We start from the raw sequence: 15,149 nt of genomic DNA, 5'->3' as shown, positions 1-15,149 counted from the left end.
AAAGGTGCTCGCGCTCAGCCATATCAGTGTCCCGGGGGCATCGTCGTGGGCAGGGGCGAGGCACTGTCGTCGAGCAGGTCGAACGTCAGCAGCGCCAGCGGCAGCTTGTCGGAGTTGTTCTGAGCCCAGTGCTGGACGTCACCGAACTCGGCTACGGCCTCACCCTCGTTGACCACGGCAGACGTCCCGAGGTTATCGTCGTGCACCGTCATGCTCCCGTGCAGGACGAACAAGATTGCTGGCCGATCGGAATGGTCGTGCAGACCAATGACTCCGCCGGGGTGTACGTCCATTCTCCGCAGGCGCATGGCCCGATCAAGGATCGGCAATGCTCCAGGTTTGAGCGGGATATCTCCAATGCGCACAGCAGCAATATGCGTCGACTTCTCGTCGACGGTCGAGTGCTTGTCGACAATCGTTTCCCGGGAGGGATCACTCACTACATCACCGATTTTCTGAATGCCAATACATTTTTCGGATGGACACTCCGATCGTAGGTGACGTCAGTGGGACCTGTCTGAGAGATGGTGCACGAATTGATCACATCATCTCGCCAGCATCTCAGGGCCGCCACCTCGCTTTATCAGAAAGAAGCGACCCGCCCAACAAGAACTGCGCTTTCGTGCCATTGTGTCCTCGATTTGTAAGATGCGAAGACCTTCTCACCGGCCATCGGGCCAGGACGAAGTCCGATCTCGGTCGCCGTCAGACGGTGACGACGTTGTCGTCCTCGATCGCCACGGCAACCTCGGGCAGCGGTTCCTCCGCAGGCCCGTCGGTCGGCTCGCCGGTGCTCTGGTCGAACCGGGACCCGTGGCACGGGCAGTACAGCTCACCCTCCTCCGGGCGGATCGAGCACCCCTGGTGGGTGCAGATCGCGCTGAACGCATGCACGTCCTGCTCCCCCGAGCGGACCACCATGATCTCCACCCCGTCCTCGGTGGTGACCGCCTTCGCCTCGCCCACGCCGACGTCGTCGAGGGGCATCAGCACCACCCCTGCGCCGAGCTCGTCCGGTTCGGGTGCGGGCTGAGAGCAGGCAGCGAGGGTGAGCGCGGCGGCGGCACCACCACCGGTGGCGAGCAACACCTGACGACGGTTCGGGCAGGAGCACATAGGAGGGACGCTACCGGAGGAGCGCGCATCGGGTTCGAGTCGGCGCTCGACTCAGGGGCGGGAACTGACCCCGTCGATGATGGCCGTCACCGTGGCACTCGCCAGCGCACGCAACTCCGGATCGGGACGATGCTGCAACGGCCCGGTGCTGGCCAGGTGGGCGAAACCGTGCACGGCGGACCAGCACGGCCACTCGGCGCCGCCCCGGGCACCTGGGCCGAGCGCACCGGCCTCGACCATCGAGTCGAGCGCCTGGGTGAGCAGAGCGAACGGGCGCGGCGGCTGCGCAGATGAGGGTCCGCCGTCGGGCGTGGCGCCTTCTGGCGGGAAGAAGGCGGCAAACCATCCGGGCTCGGCGAGCGCAAACTCGATGTAACCCGTTCCCACGGCATGCAGGCGCGCGCGGGCGGCCTCGGCGTCGCTACCGTCCGGCCAGTGCCGCAGCATGGCCTCGGCCATGTGTTCCTGCACGGCGGCCGCGACTGCGGCGAGCAACGCCTGGCGGCTGGCGAAGTGGCGATAGGCGGCACTCGGGGTGACCCCGACGGCGCGGGTCACCTCCCGTAGCGAGAGCGCCTCGGGACCTCCCGTGCGGATCATCTCCAGTCCGGCGTCGACCAGCGCGGCGCGCAGGTTCCCGTGATGGTAGGTACCGCTCTGAGCCACCTCTTGATCCTTTCCCGTCGGATGTCTACAGTGTATACATCGCCGATGTGCACATCGTACACATCGCAGACAGAGCGACGGAGGAGCGGCAATGACGAATGCAGCACAGCCACCGGTGGTGGCCGAGGACGAGTGGCGCAACGCGCTGGACGAGCTCCGTGTGCGGGAGAAGGCGGCAACCCGGGAGCTCGACGCGATCGCAGCCCAACGTCGACGACTGCCGATGGTGCAGCTGCCGGAGTACACCCTGGTCGGAGCCGACGGACCGGTGCGCCTGGCCGACGTCTTCGACGGCAAGACGCAGCTGATCACCTACCACCACATGTGGAAGCCGGGCGCGGAGTGGCAGTGCCCCGGCTGCACCGGGTTCACCTCGCAGTTCACCCGGCTCGGTTTCCTGGACAACTACGACGCACGATTCGTGATCGTCACCCAGGGTCCGATCGACGAGGCGCTCGCCTATGCCGAGAAGGTGGGCAACCGGATGACCTGGTACTCCACGGCCGACAGCCCGTTCGGCGCGGACATGGGCGCCGGGCCTGGGGAAGGTTTCGCAGTGAACGTCTTCTTCCGCGACGGTGACGAGGTGTACCGCACCTGGCACACGGACGGGCGCGGCACCGAACAGCTGACCTACACCTTCCCGCTCATCGATCTGCTGCCGTACGGGCGTCAGGAGGAGTGGCAGGACTCCCCCGAGGGGTGGCCGCAGCAGCCCGCCTACGCGGGCTGGTCCGGGTCGGAGAGCATCGCGGCCGCGTACGGCCCGAAAGCGTGATGTCGGCGACGGCGGAGCGTACGTGACGTAGCGGGGTCGCCGTGGGTGCACCGGCCCTCCCCCGGTGCACCCACGGCAGTCAGGAGGCGATCCGGCGCACCACCGGGAGCCGGGATCGCGTGAACAGCCAGCCGCCGGCGATGGCGAGGACCGGGATTCCGGCGAGCGCGAGCAGCAGCGGCTGCCACGGGATGATCGTCTGCCAGGCATCGCCGTAGCCGTAACTGGTGGCCGCCCACCGGCCCACCACGAAACTGAGCGCGATGCCAGTGACGATTCCGGTGGCCGTTCCAATCACCGCGATCACGCCGGCCTGGGCGGCAGTGACCCGACGCCGGATACGCGGGCTGGCGCCGACCGCGGCGAGCGTAGCCAGATCGGCACGGGAGTCGGCCAGAGCCAGTCCCACGCTCAAGCCGGTGGCGGCGAGAGCGACGAAGGCGGCGATGGCGAGCAGGACGAACGTAGTCACGCCGGAGTCCTGCTGGTGCATCTGGCCTTCGACCTGGAGGCGCGTGTTGGGCCCAATGTCGGAAAGCAGCCGGTTGACACGGTCCACCTCGGCTTGAGCCAAGGACACGCCGGTGATGGTGCCACCGCTGATCCGAACCTCGATGAGGCCCTGATCGAGCGCTGTGCTGCCGGGGTCGTCATCCGCGGGCAGCAGGGCCACCGAATCCAGGGGAAGCACGAGGTTGTACTGGATCGAGGACCACGGCACCAGGTGGGCCGGAAGCACCAGTGCTTCCTCCGGATTCTCTGGGTCGCCGTCTCCGGAGGAAATGTGCACATTGCCGTCTGGCCAGATCGCGTTCGGGTCATTAGTCAGGGCGTGGCCGCTGGCGAGTGCTGCAGCTGCCTCTTCGGCGCCATCCAGCCCGAGCGTGCTGACCCACGTTCCGTCGTCGACGAGTTGGTAGCCCCAGGTGAAACCGGCCGACATACTCGTCTCGAACCGGCATCGTGGATCCTCCGCGTCCGCTGCCCACAGGGACGGGTCGGGGCATGCCTGCGCAGGGTCGGTCATGGCGACGGGCCAATGGAACGCCCCGGTCTCGACTTCGGCGACCTCGAGCACCGGTGCGAGCGCCGCATCCGGGAGCTCGCTCTCGACGATCGCGGTCGCGTCCTCGAACAACGCCTGTTGCTCGGTTGCCGAGCTGTACCAGGTGCCGAGGTTGAGCAGCCCGGTTCCGTCGGCGGCGACCGGCTGCCGGATGTTCTCCTGGGCTCGGTCCTCACTCATCGTGAATGCCAGACCCGCCGTCATCGCCGCGACAGCGGCCACCACTGCCGCAACCGCAGGGGTGGTCCGACTGCGGTGCCTATTCGCATCGCGAAGCGCGAACCTCCCGGCCACACCGAGCCGTGGCGCGAGCCGCCCGACCAGCGCCACCAATGCTCCAACGGACACGATGATGCCGATCTCTACCGCGATCGCACCGACGGCGAGCAGGATGGGCTGCCTCACGGTCGCGGCAACGACGCCGAGCACGAGACCTGCGACGGCCACTCCGAGACCCACCCACGGAACTCCTCGCCGCTGCGGCGGTTCACTCCGGCGCCCGGCCAGCACCGTGACCACGTCCGCCCGGGACGCCGCGCGCGCCGGGAACCAGGCGGCAGCGAGGCCGAGCAGCAAGGCAACCGCCCCCACAGCCACCCACTCCCCCACAGGAAAGACCAGGTTCGCCATGGGGCTGGCCGAGCCGCGTAATGCCGCGAACAGGATCGAGCTGGCCACGACGCCGACCACGACCCCTACGACCGCGGCGATCAGTCCGGCCACGACGCCGCCTGCGAGCACGATCCGGCGCAGGTCGCCCGGTTGTCCGCCCGCGGCGGCCACCAGAGCCAGCGACCGTGCGCTCCGCTTCGCACCCACCGCGAACGCCGGACCCACCAGGAGGACCACCTCCAGCAGCCCCAGGCCACCAACCGCGAGGACGTAGCCGATCATCGTGGTGTCGGCACCGGGGGCGACGAACTGTCCGACGTAGACCACATCGTCCGGCGGCGGGTCGAGGATCACCGACCGGCTCTCCACCACAAGGCCGATCGTGTTGATCTCGACCACATCGGCCCAGCTGACCGGGGAATCCCCGACGACGAACCAGATCGGCTCGGCGACGCCGTCGGGAATGGTACCCGGACCGAGCACGGCGCCCGTCGTGGCGGTGGCACTGTCGCCGAGGCCGATGACCGTGACCGCAGTGAGGTCCCCGGCAAGGTCGATCTCCGCCTCATCCCCGACACCCACGCCGAGGCGGTCAGCGACGCCGCGGACCAGGATCGCTTCACCGGCAGTGGGCACGGGCTCCCCGGTGACAGACCCGAGCAACCCGGGCACGAGGTGCGCGTCCACCTCGATCACGTCGGCGTAGTCGATCAGCGCATCTGCCGAACGGATACTCGTCCCGATCTGCGCGCCGTCCACTGTGTCCGCTCCGTCCGGCAGCACGGACGCCCACTCTGCGTCGGTCACCGGCCCCAGACTGGTGCCTCCATCGCATGAAAGGGGCGAGCCGTCGGCCTCCTGAACCGTCGGGATCCGCTCACCGCACGGCAACGAGAGGCGGGCCTGGGCCGACTCACCCATCGCCCATTCGATCTGGGTCTCGGGCGTGGGCGAGGACATCCGCAGCACACCGATCGCGAAGGTCCCCGCAGCGACCGGCAGCATCATCAGCAGTACGACCAACACGGTGCGACCCTTGCTCCGCAGCGCGTCCCGGCGTGCGATACGCAAGGCAGCACGCCAGCGTGTCAGCCAGCGGCTCATCGCCCGTCCCGGTGCCTCGGTCCGGCAGTAGTCAGCAGGTGCTCGGGTTCGTCCGGCTCGGTGGCGTCGACGATCACCCCGTCGCGCAGGAACACGGTCCGATCGGCCCACGCAGCGAACCGCGGTTCGTGGGTGACGAGCAGGCCGGCGGCACCGGCGTCCACCCGGGCGCGGAGCACCTTCATCACGGCCTCACCGGTGGTGGAGTCGAGCGCGCCGGTGGGTTCGTCGGCAAGCACGAGGCGTCGCGGGCCCACGAGCGCCCGCGCTATCGCCACCCGTTGCTGCTGTCCGCCGGACATCTCATCCGGGAACCGATTCGCGAGCTGGCGCAAGTCCACCTCGTCCAGCGCCGCGAGCGCCTCCCGCCGGGCCTTGCGTGCCCGCACACCGTCCAGCTCGCGCGGCAATGAGACGTTCTCGGCCGCGGTGAGCGCGGGGATCAGGTTGAAGTCCTGGAAGACGTAGCCGATCCGTCGACGGCGCAACGCGGCTCGGCCCTTCGCGTCCAGATCGGAGAGGGAGTCACCGGCCAGGAGCACCTCGCCACTGGTCGGGGTGTCCAGGCCGCCGGCCATGTTCAGCAGTGTGGACTTGCCCGATCCGGACGGTCCCATCACGGCGACCAATTCGCCCATTCGGACGGAGAGGTCGACCTCGTCCAGCGCGCGGACCTCGCGAGCACCGTCACCGTGCACGCGGGTGGCCCCGACGAGCTGCAGGATCACCGGACCGGCGCTCATCGGGTGTGCTCCTCGGAGGGATTGCGCACCGCGTTGGCATCGCGCCGGGATGGTTCCGTCCGGAATCGCGAGGCACGTTCGGCTCTGGCCTCGATGTGATCGAGCCAGCGCAGCTCCGCCTCCGCCGCGAACACATGGTTGTCCAGGACCAGCGACCATGCGAGGTCCTCGGTACCGTCCCCCTCGACGCCGGCCTTGAGCCGGGTGAGGTCGCGCAGCGCCCGCATCGTCTCGGTGCGTTGGCGCTGCACCACGTCCCGCACCTGAACGCCGGGAGTGGTGACGGCAAGCGCCACCTTGATCACCAGTTCGTCCCGTTCCGGAGCGCCCCGCCGGACCGGGGTGAGCCACCACCCCTCGGCAGCCTCCCGACCCGCCGCCGTCAGCACGAACCGTTCGACGACGGCGCCCGAGTCATCCTCAGCCGGGTCCCCGTGGTCATCAGCTCGGTCAACGAGTCCGTCCCGCTCGAGCCGCTGAATCGTGGTGTACACCTGCCCGATGTTCAACGGCCAGGTCCCCCCGGTGCGTGCCTCGAACTCCTTGCGCAGCCGCGCGACACCCATCGGTTCCACGCTCAGCAGCGCCAGCATTCCCTGCTTGACCGACATCAGCCCTCCCCAGTTTCCCTCGGTTACCGAGTAACCTAGCAGTTACTGAGTAACCGTCAAGGCAAGACGCGCCGGTAGGTGCCGTCCGTCGTCGGAACGCGGCATCTCAACCGACGACAGATGGCACCAACCCGGGGCCGGGTCGCGGTAGGTGCCGTTCGCCGTCGGCTGGCGACGTGCAGACCGACAGCGGATGGCACCTAGCGGTCGGCCTCGCCCTGGTAGGCGCCATCCGTCGTCGTGTCGCGGCAGCAGTCCAACAGCGGATGGCACCCAGGGGCGGCCCGTGCCGGTAGGTGCCGTCCGTCGTCGCCATCCTTGCCCGAAGGCGACGGCGAGTGGCACCTACCGCACGAAGGCGCGCCGTCGGGAGGCGTTCAGGAACGCTCGGGGAACTGCCCCTCGTCGCGGATCCGGGAGTTCAGCTCGCTCAGGTACTCGGCCTCGTCGAAGTCGATCGGGACCTCGCGGCCGAGCCAGGCGGACAGGTGGATGGCGTTGGCCAACCGCACCCCGTTCATCCCGTCCGAGCCGGGGGCGAGCAGGGGCTCCTCGCCGCGAACGTTCGCGGCGAAGTTGCGCAGCACCTCACCGTGCTGGGAGCCCCACGCGGAGTCGAAGGAGATCGTCTCGGACTCGTGCATGTCGTCGAAGTTGAGCTGGCCCTTGAACATCTTGCCTACGTCCTCGGCGCCGACGTCGGCGCTGATCTCCTGCTCGTCCTTGACCAGCCGGGTCACCGTGGCGGTGGCGGAGCCGTCCACGACGATCTTGCCCTTGTCGCCGAGGATCTCGAACCGGTCGGTGCCGATCAGGTCGTGGGTGGCGGTGATGAACACACCGGTGGCGCCGTCGCCGTAGTCGACCATGGCGGTGACCTCGTCCTCGACGGCGATGTCCCGGCGGAACCCGAACCCGGCCTTGGCCACCACGGACTGCGGCACACCGCAAATCCACTGCCACAAGTCCAGCTGGTGCGGCGCCTGGTTCACCAGGACGCCGCCGCCTTCGCCACCCCAGGTGGCACGCCAGGCGCTCTGCTCGTAGTAGCCCTGCGGGCGCCACCACGTGGTGATGATCCAGTTCGAACGGCGGATCGCGCCGATCTCGCCCGCGTCCACGATCTCCTTGATCTTCCGGTACAGCGGGTTCGTGCGCTGGTTGAACATGATGGCGAAGGTGAGCTCGGGCTTGGTGGCCGCGAACTCGTTCAGCTCACGCACCTGCGCCGTGTATACCCCGGCGGGCTTCTCCACCAGCACGTGCAACCCGGCATCGAGGGCGGCCATCGCCACCTCCGGGTGCAGGTAGTGCGGCACCGTGGTGACCACGGCGTCCACGGATCCGCTATGGAGCAGGCTGGGGTAGTTCTCGAAGAGCGGCGTCTCGGCGTGCGTCTCGGCCGCGATGCTCCGGCGGGCCTCGTTGTGGTCGGCGACGCCGCCGAGCGTGGCGCCGGGGATCGACCCCTCGGCGAGCATCCGGGCGTACACCGAGCCCTGTGCCCCGTAGCCGATGATCCCGATCCTGACCTGCTCCGACACCTGGTGCCCCTTTCGCTGGCGAACGTTGCGTTCACCCTATGGCGGTGATCTCGGGTGGGTGAACGGTTGCCGCCGGTTGCCACCGGTGGGCAGTGCTCCCCTCCCACCGACGACGATTCGGTGTCAGGATGAGCCCATGATCGTTGTGACCACGAATGAGATCCCGGGGTACCGCATCGACGCTGTGATGGGAGAGGTGATGGGGATGACCGTGCGTGCCGCGAACGCCGGCCAGAACTTCGTCGCCAGCTTCCGTTCCATCGGTGGCGGTGAGGTGACCGAGTACACCCAGCTCGTCTACGAGAGCCGTCAGGAAGTGATGAACCGGATGACCACGGAGGCGCAGCGGCGCGGTGCGAACGCCGTGATCGGGATGCGGTTCGACACCGGTGACATCGCTCAGGCGTTCTCCGAGGTGTGCGCCTACGGGACGGCCGTGTATGCCGTTCCCCTGAACGAGGATGAGGAAGGGCACACCAAGCAGTCGGCGCAGGTGGCCGCCCAGGGCGGGGCCGCCTCGACGCCGCAGGGTCCGTCCGCTTCGCAGCCGCCCCCGGCCGCCGGCTACGGTGCGCAGGCCCCGGCCGCCCCCGATCAGCCGCAGCCGCAGACCAGCTACGGCCAGCATCCGGCTCAGCCCCAACCTCCACAGCCGGGCCAGCCGCAACCGGGTCAGCCGCAACCGGGGTACGGGCAGAACCCGCCCCCACCGCCGGGGTACGGGCAGAACCCGTACCAGTAGGGCAGGAAGTCACACGTCGATCTGGCGGTAGGGTAGCCCGATCGACGTGTGATTTCTCGATGTGGCGGTCTCACTCCAGCTGCAGCAGCGCGTTCTCCACCAGTTCCGGCATCGCCGGGTGGATCCAGTACTGGCCGCGGGCGACCTCGCGCACGTCTTGCTCGAAGCTCATCGCCTGGATGAGGGGTTGGATCAGCGTCGATGCCTGCGGGCCGATGATGTGCGCGCCGATCAGCCGGCCGGTCCCCTTCTCGGCGATGAGCTTGGCGAAACCGGTGGTGTCCTCCATCGCCCAGCCGTAGGCGATGTCGGCGTAGGCCTGCTGGGCCACTGAGATCTCCGTCCCCTGGGCGCGTGCCTGTTTCTCGGTGAGCCCGACCGCGGCGATCTGCGGTGAGGAGAACACCGCGTGCGGCACGTACCGGTGATCGCTCGCCCGCAAGTGGTCCGGGTGCAGCAGATTGTGCTGAACGACGCGTGCCTCGTGGTTGGCCACGTGCTTGAGCTCCCACGGGGAGCAGATGTCCCCGAGCGCCCAGACACCCTCGACGGTGGTGCGCTGGTATTCGTCCACCACCAGGAGTCCGGCCGGGTTCATCCCGAGCCCGCCCGCCGGCGCATCCAGCAGGTCAGTGTTCGGCACCCGACCCACGGCCACGAGCAACTCACCGGTCTCCAGCGTGGTGGACCCCTCCGGGCCGTCCAGCTCGAGACGGATCGTGCCGCCCTGCTGACTGACGCTGCGCACTCTCGTGTCCAGTCGCACGTCCCAGCGCTGCGCGGCGAGCTCGGTGAACCGGGCGGAGACCTCGTCGTCCTCCTGCCGCAGCAGTGCACCGGAGCGGTTGATCACGGTGACCGCCACGCCGAGCGAGCTGAACACGTGCGCGAGCTCGGCGGCGATGAAGCCGCCGCCGAGGATGGTCATGTGCTCGGGCAGCCGGTCCAACCGCATGACGGTGTCGCTGGTGTGGAAGTCCACGTCCTCCAGTCCGTCGATGGCCGGCACGAACGGTCGCCCACCGGCGGCCACCACGATCTGGTCGGCGGTCAGCTCCACCGGTGGGCCGCCGTCGTTGGGGGTCACCTGCACCCGACGTTCCCCGGTGAACGTGGCCGTGCCCTCGTGCACCTGCACGTGTGAGTTGTCCTGATGCACGGTGCGGTACTCCCGGCCACCCGAGGCGATCGGGTCGATCCGGCCGAAGATGCGGTCGCGGATGTCCAGCCAGCGCACCTGATCGAGCGTCTCGTCCACCCCGAGCCGCGAGGACACACCGGGCGTCGCGGCCACGTCGGCGGTGTGCACGAACATCTTCGTGGGGATACAGCCGACGTTCAGGCAGGTGCCGCCGAACGTCCCGCGTTCGACCAGTGCCACGGAGCGGTCGGAGAAGTCCTCGGACAGGATCGAATTGCCCGATCCGGTGCCGATCAGGAGCAGGTCGACGTGTGGCACAGGCAGTTCCTTCGGAGTTGAGGTGAGGATGCCCGCTCAGCCTAATGGGAGTGCAGTCACCGATCAGAGGTGAGGTCTTTCCTCGGGTGGGAGGCTGTTGGCCGAGCCGTCGGCCGGTGAGCACCGTCCTCAGCCTGAGGCATTGACCTCTATGGCTAGATCGTGCCCCGGTCGGCGGATAGGTCGCCCGTCGAGTGCTGATGGGGTGTCGTGCCCCGGCCGGTCCACCTGTGGTCGCGTGGTGAGCACTGATCCATTAGGTCGCTGCCTGGGCGGTCTCGGCTCCGCAAGAATGAACCGACACGAGGAGAGGAGGTGGTGGACATGATCTTCGTCGGGGACGACTGGGCTGAGGATCACCACGACGTGCACCTGATGGACGAGACGGGCAAGAAGCTGGCTACCAGGAGGCTGCCGGAGGGCATCACCGGGATCGGGGCCCTCCATGCCATGGTCGGTGCCCACACCGAGGACCCCGAGCAGGTGGCCATCGCGATCGAGACTGACCGCGGACTGTGGGTGCAGGCGCTCGTCGCGGCCGGGTATGTGGTCTACGCGATCAACCCCAAGGCCGCCGCCCGGTATCGGGAGCGTCACCACGTCGGCGGCGGCAAGTCCGACCCGGCCGACGCCAAGATGCTGGCCGACCTGGTCCGCACCGACGCCCACAACCACCGCCCGGTCGCCGGGGACAGCTCCCAGGTGGAGGGCATCAAGGTCTTGGCCCGGGCCCACCAGAACATGATCTGGTCACGCACCCGGGAGACCAACCGGCTGCGCAACGCCCTGCGCGAGTATTACCCGGCCGCGGTGGACGCCTTCGAGGACCTGGACGACCGCGACACCCTGGCCGTGCTGGGCCGCGCTCCCGACCCGGCCACCGGGGCCCGGCTGAGCATCACCCAGCTCAAGGCCGCGCTGCGCGCAGGCGGGCGCCGCCGCTACCTGGACGCCACCGCCGAACGGATCCAGGCCAGCCTGCGCACCGAGCAGCTGCGCGCGCCGCAGGAGATCGCCGACGCCTACGCGACCACCACCAGGTCCGCCGTGGCACTGCTGGTCACCCTCAACACACAGATCGACCAGCTCGAAAAGCAGCTGGACCAGTCTTTTGAGCAGCACCCGGACGCCGACATCTACCTCTCGCTGCCAGGCCTGGGTGACGTCCTCGGCGCCCGGGTACTCGGCGAGTTCGGGGACGACCCCGAACGCTTCGCCGGCGCCAAGTCTCGCAGGAACTACGCCGGCACCTCACCCCTGACCAAGGCCTCGGGCAAGAAACGGGCCGTGGTGGCCAGGCTCGTGCGCAACAAGCGCCTCTACGACGCGATCGACCAGTGGGCCTTCTGCTCCCTGACCCACAGCCCCGGAGCCCGCGACTACTACGACGAACGCCGCGCCGCCGACTACAAGCACCACGAAGCCCTACGGGCCCTGGGCAACCGCCTCGTCGCCATCCTCCACGGCTGCCTCAAGCACGCCACCCCCTACGACGAGCACACCGCCTGGGCACACCGCCAGAGCACAGCCGCTTGACACGTTAGACCCCTGGGCTATCTAGCCACGCGTGGCGAGGTTTCGGTGCGGGATCGGCTACTCCTCGCCGTCGAACAGACCGCCGTCGAGCAACCAGTGGTAGCGCAGGCGCAACGCACGTTCGGTGCTGGCCGCCAGGGTGGCGATCACCACAGCGATGTTGAGCGATGCCGGGAGCTCGATCGGTGCGGTGAAGGTGCCCCACCGCTCGGCGATGGGAGGAATCTGGGAGACCTCCTGCGCGATCTGTGGAAGGCCGAGGATCACGCCGACCACGAGCACAACCACGGAGATGACCCCGATGGCACGGCTCAGGCTCGGGTGCCGACGCTCCAGACGCTCCCGGCGGCCCTCAGCGGACGCCCGATCCGGGCGGAACTGCCGCTCCGGGCCCTCCTCACGCACGTAGTGGCAGCGCTTGAGTCCGAAGCTGCTGGCGGCCACCTCCACGACACCTCCGGGCACCGGGAAGATCGCGGGCAGTGTGGACCGTGCGTGGTGACGGCCCTCGCAGTACAGGTGGGCCAGGACCTCGCCGTCCTTGTCGCCCCACAATCTGACGTCGACCGACCAAGTGCGACCCGAACCGTTCTCCTCGGGGATCTCAAGGTGGAGCAGCGCCCGCGAGAGTGGCTGCCACCAGCGGTAGCGCGGCAGCGAGTGGCCGTCGCCGGGCTTGACCTTGCGGGCAGCGCGACGCCGCCTCCAGTCCGAGAACACCCGACCAGCGTAGCCATCGCAGCGAAGGTCCCAGATGCACCAGCACCAGAACCGGCACACGATGGAGACATGGCCACTCACGCACGCCTCGAGAATGTTCCAGCACAGCAACAGCAATGGCCCGGCCGGACGGCCGACATGGACCCACAGCCCGATCACGGCGAGACGAGCTACACCGGCAGGGGACGCTTGGAGGGGAAGAGGGCGCTGATCACCGGGGGTGATTCCGGTATCGGTCGAGCCACTGCCATCGCGTATGCGAAGGAAGGTGCCGAGGTCGCGATCGGGTATCTGCCCGAGGAGCAGGAAGATGCCGAGAGCACCCGCGCGGTGGTCGAGGACGCAGGCGGCAGGTGCGTCCTGCTCCCCACCGACCAGCGCACCGAGGAGGCCAACAACGAGTTGGCGGCCGCAGCCCTGGACGCACTCGGTGGCATCGACGTCCTGGTCAACAACGCGGCCTACCAGATGGCCCGCCCCGGCGGCATCGTGGATATCCCCAGCGACCAGTTGCGACGCGTCTTCGAGACCAACGTATTCGCCACCTTCTGGTTGACGAAGGCTCTCGTGCCGCATCTGAAAGCCGGAGCGAGCATCATCATCACCACCTCGATCCAGGCCTACAGCCCGTCCGAGCAGCTCCTTGACTACGCCGCCACCAAGTCCGCCCTGAACAACTTCATGGTCAACCTGGCCTCCGAGCTGGGACCGCGCGGCATCCGGGTCAACGCGGTGGCGCCGGGACCGATCTGGACCCCGCTCATTCCCAGCACCTTCGACGAGGACAAGGTGGCGGGATTCGGTTCCGACACGCCGTTGGGCCGACCGGGCCAGCCCATCGAGGTGGCCGCAGCATTGGTCTTCCTCGCCTGTGACGATGCCAGTTACGTCAGCGGAACGGTGCTCGGCGTCACGGGAGGAAAGTCCGTGTTCTGACCGCCGGTCACGGCCACCGCGCTCAACGTGGTGCTCCCCGCGGCTTGATCCGCACCGGTGGCAACGTCGGGGCGGGGAGCGGATCCCCTGGATCGTCGGGGATGCCGAACTGCGCGCGGGGTGCTCCGCCGTCGGCACCGGCAGCCGCCCCGATCTCGGCCTGCCACGCCTGCCGATAGGCAACGATCTCGTCGTGGCTGCGCCCCACGAAGTTCCACCACATCACGATCTGCTCACCGAACGGGGGCCCTCCGATGACGAGCACCCGGGCCCCCTGCTCCCCCGCCGTCAGGGTGATCGGGTCGGCGCACGCCTCCCGGAAGGCCAGGTGGTCGGTCGGCACCGGGGTGCCGTCCGCCGTGACGGTGCCGTGGTCCACCAGCACGCCCAGTTCGAAGATGCCCGACGGCGTCAGGCTCACCTCGGCGCCGGGGTCCAGCCGCACCTCGGCACCGAGAAGCTCAGTGGCCGTGGCGACCGGGGAGGTGTGCCCGAACGCACTGCCGAGAAACACCTGTGCGGTATATCCGTCTCCACGCAGCACGGGCGGTTCATAGTGGTCGAAAGCTCGATCGCCGAACCGTGCCTCCTCGGGCAGCGCCACCCACAGCTGAACACCGTGCAGGGTGGTGGTCTCGCTGGTGGAACGTTCGGAGTGGCTGATTCCGGAGCCGGCCGTCATCAAGCTCAGCGCACCTGGCCCGATCGTGGCGATATGCCCGGCGGAGTCGCGGTGCTCGACCTGCCCGGAGAACAGCCAGCTCACCGTCTGCAGACCGGTGTGCGGGTGCGGGGGGACATCCATACCGCCGGTGCGTGCCACATCGTCCGGGCCGTAGTGGTCCACGAAGCACCAGGCACCGATCAGCGACAGGGCACGTTGTGGGAGCGTGCGGCGCACGGACATCGCACGCGGTCCACCGAGCGGCACGTCGCGCGGCTCGAGCAGGCGCACCTGCGCCGGACCGGGGCCGCGCTCGACCGCCGTGCACACCACCTCCACGGGTGCGCTTTCCACGTTGCTCATGGTGTCTCCTCACCGTCGTCCGGGTCGATCAGTTCAGCCAGCACGACGGCGTGGGAGAGCTCCAGCGTCCGGGTCGCGGTGACCAGGGTGAGCCTGCCACCCGCGTGCAGGGAGCGCAGGTTCTCCAGGGCGTCCGCGGCGTCCTGCTGGTCCAGCTCGGCACGGTATCGCTCGGCGAACTCGGCGAACGTCCCGGGGTCGTGGCCGTACCACTGGCGTAGCCCGTTGCTGGGCGCGACGTCTCGCACCCAGGTGCCCACCCGGGAATCGTCCTTGCGCAGCCCGCGCGGCCAGAGCCGGTCCACCAGCACGCGGGTGCCGTCCTGCGGCGTGGGGTCGTCGTAGACGCGGGCGATACGCATGGTCCCATTGTGCTCCCTCGGGTGCCCTACAGCCCTGGGCGGACTCGTCCACACCCGTGGAAATACGTGATATTCGCGCAGCACAATTGCCATTCTTCGACTCGTCCGGAGGAATTCTTTGTTCCTC

The 15,149-nt window shown here is 68.6% G+C and carries 15 protein-coding genes; 4 read left to right on the top strand and 11 right to left on the bottom strand.

Annotation, left to right across the window (positions count from 1 at the left end; genetic code table 11):
* Positions 1-23: 23 nt before the first annotated feature.
* The 3 genes from BLU77_RS05720 to BLU77_RS05710 all read right to left on the bottom strand — a co-directional run bounded on the left by BLU77_RS05720 (position 24) and on the right by BLU77_RS05710 (position 1,782).
* Positions 24-440 carry a cupin domain-containing protein gene (locus BLU77_RS05720; protein WP_139177623.1) on the bottom strand — a complete coding sequence of 139 codons (417 nt, stop codon included), beginning with the start codon at positions 438-440 and terminating at the stop codon, positions 24-26.
* A 265-nt stretch (positions 441-705) separates the two neighbouring features.
* A complete protein-coding gene (locus tag BLU77_RS05715; RefSeq protein ID WP_175476947.1) occupies positions 706-1,089 on the bottom strand; it encodes a QcrA and Rieske domain-containing protein in 384 nt (127 codons plus the stop codon).
* Between the two features lie 78 nt (positions 1,090-1,167).
* On the bottom strand, positions 1,168-1,782 hold the full coding sequence (locus tag BLU77_RS05710; RefSeq protein ID WP_245708684.1) for a TetR/AcrR family transcriptional regulator: 615 nt from the start codon (positions 1,780-1,782) through the stop codon (positions 1,168-1,170).
* 91 nt (positions 1,783-1,873) lie between these two features.
* Between BLU77_RS05710 and BLU77_RS05705 the strand changes: the two genes are divergently transcribed.
* Positions 1,874-2,560, top strand: a complete 687-nt coding sequence (locus BLU77_RS05705) for a DUF899 domain-containing protein (RefSeq protein ID WP_089772075.1) — start codon at positions 1,874-1,876, stop codon at positions 2,558-2,560.
* A 79-nt stretch (positions 2,561-2,639) separates the two neighbouring features.
* Here BLU77_RS05705 and BLU77_RS05700 read toward each other — a convergent pair whose 3' ends face one another.
* The 4 genes from BLU77_RS05700 to BLU77_RS05685 form a co-directional block, all read right to left on the bottom strand.
* Positions 2,640-5,342, bottom strand: a complete 2,703-nt coding sequence (locus tag BLU77_RS05700; RefSeq protein ID WP_089772074.1) for an ABC transporter permease — start codon at positions 5,340-5,342, stop codon at positions 2,640-2,642.
* Positions 5,339-6,085 (bottom strand): ABC transporter ATP-binding protein, encoded by a 747-nt coding sequence (locus BLU77_RS05695; RefSeq protein WP_089772073.1) that lies wholly within the window; start codon positions 6,083-6,085, stop codon positions 5,339-5,341. The genes BLU77_RS05700 and BLU77_RS05695 overlap by 4 nt, the downstream gene beginning before the upstream one ends.
* Entirely contained in the window at positions 6,082-6,696 is a 615-nt protein-coding gene (locus BLU77_RS05690) for a PadR family transcriptional regulator (RefSeq protein ID WP_089772072.1), read from the bottom strand. The genes BLU77_RS05695 and BLU77_RS05690 overlap by 4 nt, the downstream gene beginning before the upstream one ends.
* 377 nt (positions 6,697-7,073) lie before the next feature.
* Positions 7,074-8,240, bottom strand: coding sequence for a Gfo/Idh/MocA family protein (locus tag BLU77_RS05685; RefSeq protein ID WP_089772071.1), 1,167 nt, complete (start codon positions 8,238-8,240; stop codon positions 7,074-7,076).
* A gap of 136 nt (positions 8,241-8,376) precedes the next feature.
* Between BLU77_RS05685 and BLU77_RS22545 the strand changes: the two genes are divergently transcribed.
* Positions 8,377-8,982 (top strand): YbjQ family protein, encoded by a 606-nt coding sequence (locus BLU77_RS22545; protein ID WP_089772070.1) that lies wholly within the window; start codon positions 8,377-8,379, stop codon positions 8,980-8,982.
* A gap of 70 nt (positions 8,983-9,052) precedes the next feature.
* Here the strand turns inward: BLU77_RS22545 and BLU77_RS05675 are convergent, their stop codons facing one another.
* Complete coding sequence (locus BLU77_RS05675) at positions 9,053-10,441, bottom strand: mycothione reductase (protein WP_089772069.1); 1,389 nt, start codon at positions 10,439-10,441, stop codon at positions 9,053-9,055.
* A gap of 324 nt (positions 10,442-10,765) precedes the next feature.
* Here BLU77_RS05675 and BLU77_RS05670 point away from each other — a divergent pair, with 324 nt between their 5' ends.
* Positions 10,766-11,977, top strand: coding sequence for an IS110 family RNA-guided transposase (locus tag BLU77_RS05670; RefSeq protein WP_089773008.1), 1,212 nt, complete (start codon positions 10,766-10,768; stop codon positions 11,975-11,977).
* 57 nt (positions 11,978-12,034) lie between these two features.
* Here the strand turns inward: BLU77_RS05670 and BLU77_RS05665 are convergent, their stop codons facing one another.
* A complete protein-coding gene (locus tag BLU77_RS05665; RefSeq protein ID WP_089773007.1) occupies positions 12,035-12,697 on the bottom strand; it encodes a hypothetical protein in 663 nt (220 codons plus the stop codon).
* Between the two features lie 69 nt (positions 12,698-12,766).
* On the opposite strand from BLU77_RS05665, the gene BLU77_RS05660 reads away from it, so the two are divergent.
* On the top strand, positions 12,767-13,633 hold the full coding sequence (locus tag BLU77_RS05660) for an SDR family oxidoreductase (RefSeq protein ID WP_089772068.1): 867 nt from the start codon (positions 12,767-12,769) through the stop codon (positions 13,631-13,633).
* Between the two features lie 22 nt (positions 13,634-13,655).
* Here BLU77_RS05660 and BLU77_RS05655 read toward each other — a convergent pair whose 3' ends face one another.
* Positions 13,656-14,660 (bottom strand): pirin family protein, encoded by a 1,005-nt coding sequence (locus BLU77_RS05655; RefSeq protein WP_089772067.1) that lies wholly within the window; start codon positions 14,658-14,660, stop codon positions 13,656-13,658.
* Entirely contained in the window at positions 14,657-15,022 is a 366-nt protein-coding gene (locus BLU77_RS05650; protein ID WP_089772066.1) for a DUF488 domain-containing protein, read from the bottom strand. The genes BLU77_RS05655 and BLU77_RS05650 overlap by 4 nt, the downstream gene beginning before the upstream one ends.
* Between the last annotated feature and the right edge of the window lie 127 nt (positions 15,023-15,149).

Origin of the sequence: Ruania alba (genome assembly GCF_900105765.1) — a bacterium.
Classification (GTDB): Bacteria; Actinomycetota; Actinomycetes; order Actinomycetales; family Beutenbergiaceae; genus Ruania; species Ruania alba.
This window is presented reverse-complemented; position numbering and strand designations above follow the sequence as displayed.

Bases quoted from the DNA above. Each gene is read 5' to 3' on its own strand.
- BLU77_RS05705 (WP_089772075.1), top strand. From the start codon at position 1,874: ATGACGAATGCAGCACAGCCACCGGTGGTGGCCGAGGACGAGTGGCGC.
- BLU77_RS05670 (WP_089773008.1), top strand. From the start codon at position 10,766: ATGATCTTCGTCGGGGACGACTGGGCTGAGGATCACCACGACGTGCAC.
- BLU77_RS22545 (WP_089772070.1), top strand. From the start codon at position 8,377: ATGATCGTTGTGACCACGAATGAGATCCCGGGGTACCGCATCGACGCT.
- BLU77_RS05695 (WP_089772073.1), bottom strand. From the start codon at position 6,085: ATGAGCGCCGGTCCGGTGATCCTGCAGCTCGTCGGGGCCACCCGCGTG.
- BLU77_RS05650 (WP_089772066.1), bottom strand. From the start codon at position 15,022: ATGCGTATCGCCCGCGTCTACGACGACCCCACGCCGCAGGACGGCACC.
- BLU77_RS05660 (WP_089772068.1), top strand. From the start codon at position 12,767: ATGGCCACTCACGCACGCCTCGAGAATGTTCCAGCACAGCAACAGCAA.
- BLU77_RS05690 (WP_089772072.1), bottom strand. From the start codon at position 6,696: ATGTCGGTCAAGCAGGGAATGCTGGCGCTGCTGAGCGTGGAACCGATG.
- BLU77_RS05655 (WP_089772067.1), bottom strand. From the start codon at position 14,660: ATGAGCAACGTGGAAAGCGCACCCGTGGAGGTGGTGTGCACGGCGGTC.
- BLU77_RS05700 (WP_089772074.1), bottom strand. From the start codon at position 5,342: ATGAGCCGCTGGCTGACACGCTGGCGTGCTGCCTTGCGTATCGCACGC.